General features: G+C 72.4%; 9 protein-coding genes. 4 read left to right on the top strand and 5 right to left on the bottom strand.

The annotated features are described in order from the left end of the window. Window positions 1-369: 369 nt before the first annotated feature. Complete coding sequence (locus tag ACIBNA_RS02790; protein WP_399163471.1) at window positions 370-1,128, bottom strand: TIGR00730 family Rossman fold protein; 759 nt, start codon at window positions 1,126-1,128, stop codon at window positions 370-372. A 118-nt stretch (window positions 1,129-1,246) separates the two neighbouring features. Then, complete coding sequence (dapE, locus tag ACIBNA_RS02785; RefSeq protein WP_399163470.1) at window positions 1,247-2,326, bottom strand: succinyl-diaminopimelate desuccinylase; 1,080 nt, start codon at window positions 2,324-2,326, stop codon at window positions 1,247-1,249. Between the two features lie 84 nt (window positions 2,327-2,410). Here dapE and ACIBNA_RS02780 point away from each other — a divergent pair, with 84 nt between their 5' ends. Both ACIBNA_RS02780 and ACIBNA_RS02775 read left to right on the top strand, forming a co-directional pair. Then, entirely contained in the window at window positions 2,411-3,394 is a 984-nt protein-coding gene (locus tag ACIBNA_RS02780) for a heavy metal transporter (protein WP_399163469.1), read from the top strand. 345 nt (window positions 3,395-3,739) lie between these two features. Then, window positions 3,740-4,186, top strand: coding sequence for an ATP-binding protein (locus tag ACIBNA_RS02775; RefSeq protein WP_399163468.1), 447 nt, complete (start codon window positions 3,740-3,742; stop codon window positions 4,184-4,186). Window positions 4,187-4,351: 165 nt separating this feature from the next. Here the strand turns inward: ACIBNA_RS02775 and ACIBNA_RS02770 are convergent, their stop codons facing one another. Both ACIBNA_RS02770 and fdxA read right to left on the bottom strand, forming a co-directional pair. Next, window positions 4,352-5,443 (bottom strand): bifunctional succinyldiaminopimelate transaminase/glutamate-prephenate aminotransferase, encoded by a 1,092-nt coding sequence (locus ACIBNA_RS02770; RefSeq protein WP_399163467.1) that lies wholly within the window; start codon window positions 5,441-5,443, stop codon window positions 4,352-4,354. Between the two features lie 127 nt (window positions 5,444-5,570). Beyond that, window positions 5,571-5,888 (bottom strand): ferredoxin, encoded by a 318-nt coding sequence (gene fdxA, locus ACIBNA_RS02765; protein WP_010047804.1) that lies wholly within the window; start codon window positions 5,886-5,888, stop codon window positions 5,571-5,573. Between the two features lie 140 nt (window positions 5,889-6,028). Between fdxA and ACIBNA_RS02760 the strand changes: the two genes are divergently transcribed. Both ACIBNA_RS02760 and ACIBNA_RS02755 read left to right on the top strand, forming a co-directional pair. Then, on the top strand, window positions 6,029-7,045 hold the full coding sequence (locus ACIBNA_RS02760) for a GNAT family N-acetyltransferase (protein ID WP_399163466.1): 1,017 nt from the start codon (window positions 6,029-6,031) through the stop codon (window positions 7,043-7,045). A 30-nt stretch (window positions 7,046-7,075) separates the two neighbouring features. Next, window positions 7,076-7,927 carry a tetratricopeptide repeat protein gene (locus tag ACIBNA_RS02755; protein WP_399163465.1) on the top strand — a complete coding sequence of 284 codons (852 nt, stop codon included), beginning with the start codon at window positions 7,076-7,078 and terminating at the stop codon, window positions 7,925-7,927. A gap of 191 nt (window positions 7,928-8,118) precedes the next feature. Here ACIBNA_RS02755 and ACIBNA_RS02750 read toward each other — a convergent pair whose 3' ends face one another. Continuing rightward, window positions 8,119-10,905 carry a hypothetical protein gene (locus ACIBNA_RS02750; protein WP_399163464.1) on the bottom strand — a complete coding sequence of 929 codons (2,787 nt, stop codon included), beginning with the start codon at window positions 10,903-10,905 and terminating at the stop codon, window positions 8,119-8,121. Window positions 10,906-10,948 lie beyond the last annotated feature (43 nt).

Below are 10,948 nucleotides of genomic sequence, written 5' to 3'. Positions count from 1 at the left end.
CCAACCACTGATCGTCCGAAAGGTCCCCACGCCCCACACCGAGATCATCACGGCCTGAGGCGTGTTCAGGAGCTCAGTTCAAAAACACGCCCTAGGGGGTGTCCGTAAAGTCCCGTCGTCCGCCCGGAGGGCGGGCCCTGCGGCGTTCGGTGCGTGCTCTCGGCGTGCCGGGCGGACGCCCGCGTACTGGTTGTACGCGGGTGTTCGCCCGGTGCGGCGAGAGGGCGTGCCGGGCGTCGCGGGGCAGGCGGGACTTTGCGGACACCCCCTAGGGCGTAGACCTGAGGTACCAGGGGGCTTTGCCCCTGGCCCCCCGGGCCTATGCCCACCCGCCGCACGACTCGGTCGGCCGGGAAGACCGGCTCGCCTCTACCTGCCCGCTTCCTTCGACACCAGTGCCACCGCCTCGTCCACGTCGTCCGTGACGTGGAACAGGAGGAGGTCCTTCTCCGCGGCCTTGCCCTGGGCGATGACCGTGTGGCGGAGCCAGTCGACCAGACCGCCCCAGTAGTCGCTGCCGAAGAGGACGATGGGGAAGCGGGTGACCTTCTGGGTCTGGACGAGGGTGAGGGCCTCGAAGAGTTCGTCGAGGGTGCCGAGGCCGCCGGGCAGGACGACGAACCCTTGGGCATATTTGACAAACATCATTTTCCGCACAAAAAAGTAGCGGAAGTTGAGGCCGATATCGACGTACGGGTTCAGGCCCTGCTCGAACGGCAGCTCGATGCCGAGGCCGACCGAGATGCCGCTCGCCTCGACGGCGCCCTTGTTGGCCGCTTCCATCGCGCCCGGGCCGCCGCCCGTGATGACCGCGAAGCCCGCGTCCACCAGGCCCCGGCCCAGCCGGACGCCCGCCTCGTACTCGGGCGAGTCCGCCGGTGTCCGGGCCGAGCCGAACACACTGATCGCGGGCGGGAGTTCGGCGAGCGCACCGAAGCCCTCGATGAACTCCGACTGGATGCGCAGCACGCGCCAGGGGTCGGTGTGCACCCAGTCGGACGGGGCGCGCTCGTCCAGCAGCCGCTGGTCGGAGGTGCTGGCCTGCACCTGCCCCCGCCGCCGGAGGACCGGGCCCAGGCGCTGCTCCTCCGGCGGCTGCTTCTTCCCCTCGGGGTTGCCGGTCGCCATGTGCGCTCCCTCCGTCGTGCCTGTCGTTCCACCTCAGCGTAGATCTACGCGGGTTACGAACGAGGGACGTGAGCATGTCCGCGATGGAGCGCCGTAAACACGACGGCGTCCCGGCCGCTCAGGCCGTCAGCCAGGTCCGCAGGCGCTCCTCGCCCGCCAGGATCTTCGCGATCTCCACGCGTTCGTCCCGCTTGTGCGCCAAGTGGGGGTTGCCCGGGCCGTAGTTGACCGCGGGGACGCCCAGGGCCGAGAAGCGGGACACGTCCGTCCAGCCGTACTTCGGCATCGGGGTGCCGCCCACCGCCTCGATGAACGCCTTGGCCGCCGGGTGGGAAAGTCCCGGCATCGCGGCCGAGCTGTGGTCGACCACCTCGAACTCGTCCACGCCGCAGTCCGCGAAGACGTCCCGGACGTGGGCCACGGCCTCCTCGGGTGTGCGGTCGGGCGCGTAGCGGAAGTTGACGGTGACGACGCACTCGTCGGGGATCACGTTGCCGGCCACTCCCCCGGTGATGTCGACCGCGTTCAGGCCCTCGCGGTACTCCAGGCCGTCGATGACCGGCCAGCGCGGCTCGTAGGAGGCCAGGCGGGCGAGGATCGGGGCGGCCGCGTGGATCGCGTTGGAGCCCATCCAGCCGCGTGCCGAGTGGGCCCGCTCGCCCCTGGTCTTCAGCAGCACCCGCAGTGTGCCCTGGCAACCGCCCTCGACCTGGCCGTCCGACGGTTCCAGGAGGACCGCGAAGTCGCCCCGGAGCCACTCGGGGTGCGCCTCGCAGACGTGCTTGAGGCCGTTCAGCTCCGCGGCGACCTCCTCGTTGTCGTAGAAGACGAAGGTCAGGTCGCGGTTGGGTGCGGGGACCGTGGCCGCGATGCGCAGCTGCACCGCGACGCCCGACTTCATGTCGCACGTGCCGCAGCCCCACAGGACGCCGTCCTCGTCGAGCCGGGAGGGGACGTTGTCCGCGATCGGGACGGTGTCGATGTGACCGGCCAGGATCACCCGCTCCGGGCGGCCCAGGTTCGTCCGCGCCACGACGTTGTTGCCGAACCGCTCGACCGTCAGGTGGGGCAGCGGCCGCAGCGCGGTCTCGATCGCGTCCGCGAGCGGCTTCTCGGTGCCGCTTTCGGAGGGGAAGTCGACGAGCCGGGCGGTGAGCTCCGCGGCGTTCAGCGTGAGGTCAAGTGAGGTGTCGGCCATGCCGTCGACCCTAACGCGCCAGGCCTGTGCACACTGTCCACACCTGGCTCCAGGCACTCCGTACTCTCCAGTACCTTGTACGGCGTGCCAGAGCCGTCCTCTCCTCCCAAGCGTCGCGGCCGCCTCTTCCGATGCGGGTCCGCGTTCGTGATCCTGCTCGCGATCGCCGGTTACCTCGTGGTGCAGTACGTCACCGGAGGCACAGGCGAACCGGGCTGCAAAGTCGTCTCCGGCAAGGGCGACGGGGCATCGTACGAGTTCACGCCCGAGCAGGCGGTGAACGCGGCGACGATCGCCGCCGTGGGCGACGGGCGCGGCCTGCCGGAGCGGGCCGTGACCATCGCGCTGGCGACCGCACTCCAGGAGTCGGCCCTTCGCAACATCAGCCATGGCGACCGTGACTCGCTCGGCCTGTTCCAGCAGCGGCCCTCGCAGGGCTGGGGCACGCCGAAGGAGATCATGGACCCGACGTACTCGGCCGGCGAGTTCTACGACCACCTGGTCAAGGTGCCCGGCTACACACGACTGCCGCTCACCGTCGCCGCGCAGCGCGTGCAGCGCAGCGGCTTCCCGCAGGCCTACGCCAAGCACGAGCCGGACGCCGCGCTGCTCGCCGCGGCTCTGACCGGGCAGTCAGCGGCCACGCTGACCTGTGAGGGCCGCCCGGCCGCGACCCGGGCGACAGGCCCGGACGGGGTGCGTGCCGCGCTCGTGCGGGACTTCGGGCGCGATGTGCTGGAGCCGGCCGGTGCGGAAGTGGGCCGCTCGCCGGCGGCCTCGCCGACGCCGTCCCCGAGCGCTACGGGCGCTCCCGACGGGCGGACCATGACGCTGCCGGTGACCGCCGACACCAGTGCCGCCACCGGGCAGAGCGTGGAGCAGCGCGGCTGGCAGCTGGCGCACTGGGCCGTGGCCAACGCCTCCGAGCTGCACATCTCACGCGTCACGTACGCGGGGCGGGAGTGGGTCGCCGGGAACACCGCCAGCGAGTGGCGGGACGTCGCGGTGAAGGGCACCGCGGGTGCGGAGCGCGACGCGGACGCCGTCCGTATTGTGACGATGCGCTAGATCGCGCAGGGGTGCGGGTCTTCACTCTGAGGGTTACCCGAACGGCGCGGCGGCGACGGTGTGCGCAGGTTTTCGTGTCCTCAGCCCGGAAACCGTGAGATCCCTTGGGAACAAAGGGCTGGAAGGATTCGGCGGGCTTTCCGGGGAGAGCCTCTTTGCCCGTTTTTATCCGCAGGCGATAATGCGACGCATTGCCAACTCTTTACGTTGCGTCGCCGCAACCTTCGCGGGCTTCGAGCGGTAGTCACTGCGTCCGAGCCGGGGCGATCAACAGCCAGTCGATCAACTCCCGGACCCGGCCGGAAACTTCACAACCTCACCGTTCTCTCCCGTCGAAGGAGCACCATGTCCCTCCCCCTGACCCGCCGGATCGCCCGTGCCGCGTTGATCGTCGCTGCGGGAGCGGCTGCCGGGGTCGGTGCGGCCGGCTCCGCCAGCGCGGCCCCCGAGCTGCCGGCCACCCCGAACCTCGGCGGGCTGACCGCCCTGGACGGGGCGAACGTCGGCGACACCGTCGACGGCGCGGCGCGGAACGTCACCAAGTCCGCGGGTGACACCGGCAGCAAGACTGTCAAGAAGGCGGTGCCGGCCGCGGGCAAGACCAGCGGCAAGGCGGTCAAGAAGACCACGCCGGTCGCGCAGAAGGCCGCCGGTGACGCGGCGGGCTCGGCCGGGCAGCTCGTCGATGACGCGGCTGGTTCGGCGCAGGGCGCCCTGCCGGCGGACTCTCTGACGAAGGGCGGGGTGCCGTCGGCTGACTCGCTGCCGGTCAAGAGTCTGCCGGTCGGCTGACGCCGGGTCTTGACCGCCGACGGGGTCCAGGGAGTTTCCCTGGACCCCGTCGGTTTGTGTCTGTCCGGGTCGGTTCGGCCGGAGTGTCTTGGCCGGTGCTCGACGCTGCTGGCTGTGCCCACCCTCCCCCATCGCCCCAGCGGAACGACTGCCCAGGCCAGGCCACTAGAGGCGTCGTACCGCCGCCGCTACCCGCTCGTCCGTCGCCGTCAGGGCGACGCGGACGAACTCGGCGCCTGCCGGGCCGTAGAAGTCGCCGGGGGCGACCAGGATGCCTCGTTCGGCCAGGTGGGACACCGTGTCCCAGCAGGATTCGCCCCTCGTCGCCCACAGGTAGAGGCTGGCCTCGCTGTGGTCGATGCGGAAGCCGTGGGCGAGGAGGGCCTCGCGCAGGAGGGTGCGACGAGCGGCGTAGCGCTCGCGCTGGACGCGGACGTGTTCGTCGTCGCCGAGGGCCGCGATCACCGCCGCCTGGGTCGGTGCCGGCGTCATCATGCCGCCGTGCTTGCGGATCTCCAGGAGGGGAGCCAGGACCGCGGGATCGCCGGCCAGGAACGCCGCGCGGTAGCCGGCCAGGTTCGAGCGCTTGGAGAGGCTGTGGACGGCGACGATGCCCTCGTACGAGCCGCCGTTGACGTCCGGGTGCAGCACCGAGACCGGGTCGGCCTCCCAGCCCAGCTCCAGGTAGCACTCGTCGGAGAAGAGCAGGATGCCGTGCTCGCGGGCCCAGGCGACGATCCGGGTGAGCTCCGCCTTCGGCAGGACCTTGCCCGTCGGGTTGGACGGGGAGTTCAGCCAGAGGAGCTTCAGGCCCTCGGGGTCCAGCTCCGTCGGGTCGTCGTAGACCTCGTACTCGGCGCGGGCGAGGCGGGCGCCCACCTCGTACGTCGGGTAGGCCAGGCGCGGGTAGGCCACCCGGTCGCCGGGGCCGAGGCCCAGCTGGGTCGGGAGCCAGGCGACGAGCTCCTTGGAGCCGACGATCGGCAGGACGTGGCGGTGGGTGACGTCCCGGGCGCCGAGGCGGCGCTCGACCCATCCGGTGATCGCGTCGCGCAGCTCGGGCGTGCCCCAGACGGTCGGGTAGCCCGGGGAGTCCGCCGCGGCGACCAGCGCCTTCTGGATCAGCTCGGGGACCGGGTCGACCGGGGTGCCGACCGACAGGTCCACGAGGCCGTCCGGATGGGCGGCGGCCGTGGCCTTGTACGGCGTCAGCTTGTCCCAGGGGAAAGTGGGGAGACGGTCGGAGACTGCGGACACGGTTTCTGGCTCACTTTCTGGTACGTACGAGCCGTCGCGGCAAACGCCTCGGCCCCGTACGGCGATCAGGGCGTGATCGGGCCGTACGGGACCGAGGCGGCACGGATGTGCGGGCCGCTTGCGGTGACTAGGCCTGCGGCGGCAGCGCGGCGATGAAGGGGTGGTCGCGCTCGATCAGCCCCAGCTTGCTGGCGCCGCCGGGCGAGCCGAGCTCGTCGAAGAACTCGACGTTCGCCTTGTAGTAGTCCTTCCACTCCTCCGGAGTGTCGTCCTCGTAGAAGATCGCCTCGACCGGGCAGACCGGCTCACAGGCACCACAGTCGACGCATTCGTCCGGGTGGATGTACAAGGACCTGGAGCCCTCGTAGATGCAGTCGACCGGGCACTCCTCGATGCACGCCTTGTCCTTGACGTCGACACAAGGCTGCGCGATGACGTAGGTCACGCTGTCGTTCCTCCTCGATAGGGCGCTGGCGGGCCTCCTCAGGCTCCGCCGCCTGGCGCGCGGGAGCGCGGCGTCGTCGATGCCCACCCCTAGTATCTCCGTTCTTGGGCATGATCCGAACAGGAGGGGTGAACTGACCTGTGGAAATCTCTGCCGCCGGGCGACTCGAGGTCCGTATCACCGCTGCTGACGTGGGCAAACGGGTCTCCGTGCGGAGCTTGATCGAACATGCACCTCCGGGTGAGAAGTTCACCGACACGGTCGGAGTTCTCACATCATGGGACAAAGGTGTGTTGCTGATCACACGGAAGGGTGGCGAGAGCGTCCGCATCGCGGAATCCGCGCTGGTCGCGGGCAAGGTCGTGCCCGCCGCACCGGCGCGCCGCCGCGGTCCGGCCGCCTCCTACGAGGAGCTGGCCCGGGTCGCCGCGCGGGCCTGGCGGCCCGTGGAGAGCGAGCGGCTCGGGGACTGGGAGCTGCGGGCCGCGTCCGGGTTCACACGGCGGGCGAATTCGGTGCTGCCGCTCGGTGACCCGGGCGTGTCCCTGGACGAGGCCCTCGAGGCCGTTCGGCGGTGGTACGCCGAGCGTGGCCTGCCCGCCTACGTCCAGACCGCGACCGGTGCCGAGGGCACGCAGGAGCTGCTGTGCGCGGAGCTGGAGGCGCGGGGCTGGGTGCGGGAAGTGACCGCCGAGATGTGGGTCGGGCCGCTGGCGCCGGTCGCCGACCTCGCCGAGCCCTCGGGGGTGGCGCTGTCCCGGGAGGCCGACGAGGCGTGGCTGGCCCGGTACCAGCGCAAGGGCGTGAGCGAGGTCGCGTTGCGGGTGCTGGGGAGCGGGCCTTCGGTGTGGTTCGCGACCGTGACCGGTTCGGCGGAGGACGAGGCTCCGGCCGCCATCGGGCGGTGTGTCGTCGACGGGCGGTGGGCCGGGTTCGCCGCCGTCGAGGTCGATCCGGATCTGCGGCGGCAGGGGCTGGGCACGGCCGTGATGGCGGCGCTGGCCCGGCGGGCCCTCGACGAGGGCGCGTCGGCCGCGTGGCTCCAGGTCGAGGCCGAGAATGAGGGAGCGCGGGCGTTGTACGCGGGGATGGGTTTCGCCGCGCACCACGCGTACCACCACTACCGGGCGCCGGATGCCCCCGCCTCCGGCCGGTAACCGATCGTCGTGAGAGGGCACGAGCCAGCTATGCGTCCCCCGTATCCCCCGCCCCCCGAGCGTTCCGCCGAGCTGCGGCGGCGGTTCGCCGAAGAGGCCCGGTCCGAGCGGCCCGATCTGTCGACGCTGTGCCTGCTGGTGGGCGCGGAGGCGGACGGAGCGCTGGACGAGGCGGGCATGGACGCCGCGCAGGTCGAGCTGGACCGGCTGGCCGGGCTGCTGCCGTACCGGCCCGGGGGGCCGCGGGCGTGGGCGGTCGCCCTGCGGGAGCTGCTCGGTGACCGGCTGGGGTTTCACGGCACCCCGGCGGACTACCGGCGCCTGGAGTCCTCCCTGCTGCACGAGGTTCTGGTGCGGCGTCGCGGGCTGCCGATCCTGCTGTCCGTGGTGTGGATGGAGGTGGCTCGGCGGGCCGGGGCGCCGGTGTACGGGGTGGCTCTGCCCGGGCATTTCGTGGTCGGGTTCGGGCCTGACGAAGGGCAGGTGCTGGCCGATCCGTTCGACGGGGGGCGGGTGCTCACGGGGGCGGACGCCGAGTTGATGGTTGCCGGGGCGACGGGGACGCAGCTTGATCCGTCGATGCTGCGACCGGCCGATCCGCTGGATGTGGTGTTGCGGATCCTGAACAACGTGCGGGCGTGGGCGGCGGCTCGGCCGGAGCGGTCGGATGTGGCGCTGTGGGCGGTCGAGTTGTCGTTGCTGTTGCCCTCGCATCCGGCTCGGTTGCGGTACGAGCGGGCGCAGTTGCTGGTGGGACGAGGGGATTTTCTGAGTGGGGCCGTGGAGCTGGAGGCCTATGCGGAAGTGGTGCGGGCGGTGGATGAGAGGGCTGCCGAGCGGGTGCGGGGGGAGGCTCACGCGGCCCGGGCGATGCTCAACTGACGCCTGCTCGCCGTAGGGCGGTTTCTCACTGCCGGCGTCTGGATGGCTGTGCTGGGGCGCCGGGGCCTCGCGAACCGTCGCCCGCGTCCGCGCCGTCGTGGTGGAGGGTCAGTGCGTAGCCTCTCGGGTGACAGCGACGAAAGCCCCTGCCCGGTGTGGGCAGGGGCTTCGTGCGGCCGGGCGTCCGGAGGTCAGTTCGGCTTGGTGTCGATGACTCCGACGCGCTCCGCCGACGTCTTGCCGCGCAGGGCCTTGCGCAGCGCGGTGACGACGTCCTGCGGCATGACGTCGCGCTTGCCGCTCGCGCCCTCGATCTTCACGCCCTCGAACGTGGTGCCGTACGCCTCCTGGAGGGCCTTGAGGTTGTACGTGTCCACGAGCTTGCCGTCGACGGCCTTGAAGCTGAGGATCTTCGGCAGGGACAGGGCGCCGAACGGAATGCTGTGCGCCGCGTCGGTCTGCACGATGGCCTTAGCCGACATCGCGGGCTGCGCGAAGTCCTTCAGCACCCGGTCGACCTCGGCGTTCGAGACGGTCGGCTGCCGGGTGGTGGTCGGGAGGTTCACCGTGCCGGCCGTGCCGGTCTCCACCTGGGAGCGGTACGCCTCCTCCACCGCCGTCGTCGACTTGGCGAGGTCGATGCCCTTGCCCGCCTTGCCGTACACGGGAACGGCCTTGCCGCCCTGGAACTTGATGGTGCCGTCGGTCGCCGATCCGGAGCCGCCCGCGGCGTTCTCCAGGGAGGCGTGCAGCTTCTCCTCGTCGACGGGCATGACGGGCGTGACGACGCGGTGGTTGCCGAAGAGCGAGCCGATCACGGAGACCGGGTTGTAGTCGCTCTTCGCCGCCGCGTCGGCCGTGGCGTCCATGTCGAACTGGAGGCCCGCGTTGTCCGGGTCCAGGGCGACGGTCTTGCCGCCGACCGACAGCTTCAGCTCCTTGCCGACGCGGTCGTCGAAGGCCTCGTCGAGCTTCTTGACCGCGCCGTCGCGGGTCGTGCCGCCGATGTCGACGCCGAGCACGGTGGTGCCCTTGGGTACGTCGGTGCGGTTCATCAGCAGTCCGGCGCCGTAGACGCCACCGGCGATGACCACCAGGCCGGCGGCGAGCAGCACGAACTTGTTGCGCCCCTTCTTCTTCGGCGCCTTCGAGGAGCTCGCCGGGGGCGGGGAGACCGGCTCGGGCAGCTTCGGGGCCGTGTGGGGCACCGGGCCGTCGCCGGGCGCGCCCGGGCCGTACGGCGAGGCCGCGCCGGGCGGTACGACGGGGATGCCGCTGGTGACGGTGTGTCCGGAGACGTTGTCGTGCCGGGGGCCGTAGCCCTGGCCGTCCGGCGGCTCGGGGGCCGGCTTCTGCGGGGTGAGGATGGCGGTGTCGTCGCTCATCCCGCCGCCGGGGCCGTGGCCCGCGGCGCCGTGGCCGGTGGGAGCGGAAGCGCCGGGGGCGCCGCCGAAGGGGCCGGGGCCACCGGGACCCGAGGGGGCGCCGGGGCCGCCAGGGCCTCCGGGATTGCTCGTACCGCCGGGGCCGCCAGGACGCCCGGGGTTGGCCGTACCGGCTGGTCCGCCGGGTCCGCCCGTGCCGGCGGGGCCGCCTATGGCCCCGGGACCGGCGGGTGCGGCGGGGTCGCCCGGCTGGCCGGGGTCGTTGAAGGCGCTGGGGCCACCAGGCGTACCGGAGCCACCGGGCGTGCCGGGGCGACCGGGCGTGCCGGGGCGACCGGGCTCGTCGAAGGCACCGGGGCCACCGGGCCTACCCGGATCGTTGAAGCTGCCGGGGCCACCGGAGCGACCAGGCTCGCTGAAGCCACCGGGGCCGCCGCCAGGACCACCCGGCTCATTGAAAGCGCCGGGGCCGCCAGGGCGACCGGGCTCGCTGAAGCCGCCGGGACCACCCGGCTCGTTGAACGCGCCGCGGCCACCAGGACCACCCGGCCCATTGAAGGAACCCGGCCCACCGGGACCACCCGGCTCATTGAAAGCGCCAGGCCCGCCGGGGCCGCCCTGCTCGTTGAAGCTGCCCGGCCCGCCGGGGCCGCCCGCCGGTGGGACCACCGGGCCGTCCCCGGTGACCGGACCGGTGGTCGGGCCGGCCGGGCGCTGTGTGCCGGGGCCGCCGGGCCCGCCCGCGTCACCGAAGCCGTTGGGAGCGCCCTGACCGCCGTAGCCGCCCTGGTCGTTCCCGCCGAGGCGGTCGTTCTCCGAGAAGTACGGCAGGTCGTCGCGGCGCGTTTCGCCACCGTCACTGCGCGGGGCGGGACGTGAACCGTTGCCGAGCGGGCCAGCCGCCAGTGCCTCGGTGACGTCGAAGGAGCCCGTGCCGCCGCCGTGCCCGGGCGCGACGGGGCCGCCGGTCGCGCCGCCGGGGAGCCCCGCACTGTTCGTACCGCCGGACCGGGAGCCGCCCGGCCTGCTCATGGAACCGACCACGCCTCCGGGCCGCCCGGCACCGGAGCCACCCGCAGCGGGGCCGCCCGAACCGGTACCACCGGCACCCGGACCACCCGCCGCCGGACCCGAACCGCCCGGCAGACCGGCCCCGTTGGTGGAGCCGCTGCCCTGACCGGCCTTGCCCGAGCCGGACTTGCGGGGCGCGAACCAGTCGCTGGCCGGCTTGTCCTCGCCGGACCGGGCGGGCTCGCCAGGAGACTCGGCCGTGCCGGTGCCTCTGGGCGTGGCGGCGCCCGGAGCCGTCGCGTCGTTGCCGGCGGCGGCGCCGGTGTCGCCGGAGGCCTCCGCATCCGCGACGGGCTTGCGCACGACCACCGGCGGAATGGGCCGGGACCCGGGGATGTTGATCCGGATCCGGGTCGTCAGCGTGGTCTCGGTCTTGCGTTCCTCCGGCCGCGTGGCCGAACGGCCCGCTTCCGTACCGCCGTCGGAGACCGTCGGGGTCCCGTACGGCGGCGTACCCGACGGGTAGGCGGCTCCGCCGCGCCCGTTGGGCCCGGAGGACGGAGTGTCAGTTTCACGACTCAAGGCAGGTTCTCCCGGTTGGCTCCGCCGCCCGACACAACCTCAC

This window comes from Streptomyces sp. NPDC050164 (genome assembly GCF_044459945.1).
In the GTDB taxonomy this organism is placed as follows: domain Bacteria; phylum Actinomycetota; class Actinomycetes; order Streptomycetales; family Streptomycetaceae; genus Streptomyces; species Streptomyces coeruleorubidus_A.
The sequence above is the reverse complement of the archived record's forward strand: the minus strand, read 5'-3'. Positions and strand labels throughout refer to the sequence as shown.

Excerpts from the sequence above, each read along its gene's own strand:
- ACIBNA_RS02790 (WP_399163471.1), bottom strand. The coding sequence starts at position 1,128 with ATGGCGACCGGCAACCCCGAGGGGAAGAAGCAGCCGCCGGAGGAGCAG.
- dapE (WP_399163470.1), bottom strand. The coding sequence starts at position 2,326 with ATGGCCGACACCTCACTTGACCTCACGCTGAACGCCGCGGAGCTCACC.
- ACIBNA_RS02775 (WP_399163468.1), top strand. The coding sequence starts at position 3,740 with ATGTCCCTCCCCCTGACCCGCCGGATCGCCCGTGCCGCGTTGATCGTC.
- ACIBNA_RS02755 (WP_399163465.1), top strand. The coding sequence starts at position 7,076 with ATGCGTCCCCCGTATCCCCCGCCCCCCGAGCGTTCCGCCGAGCTGCGG.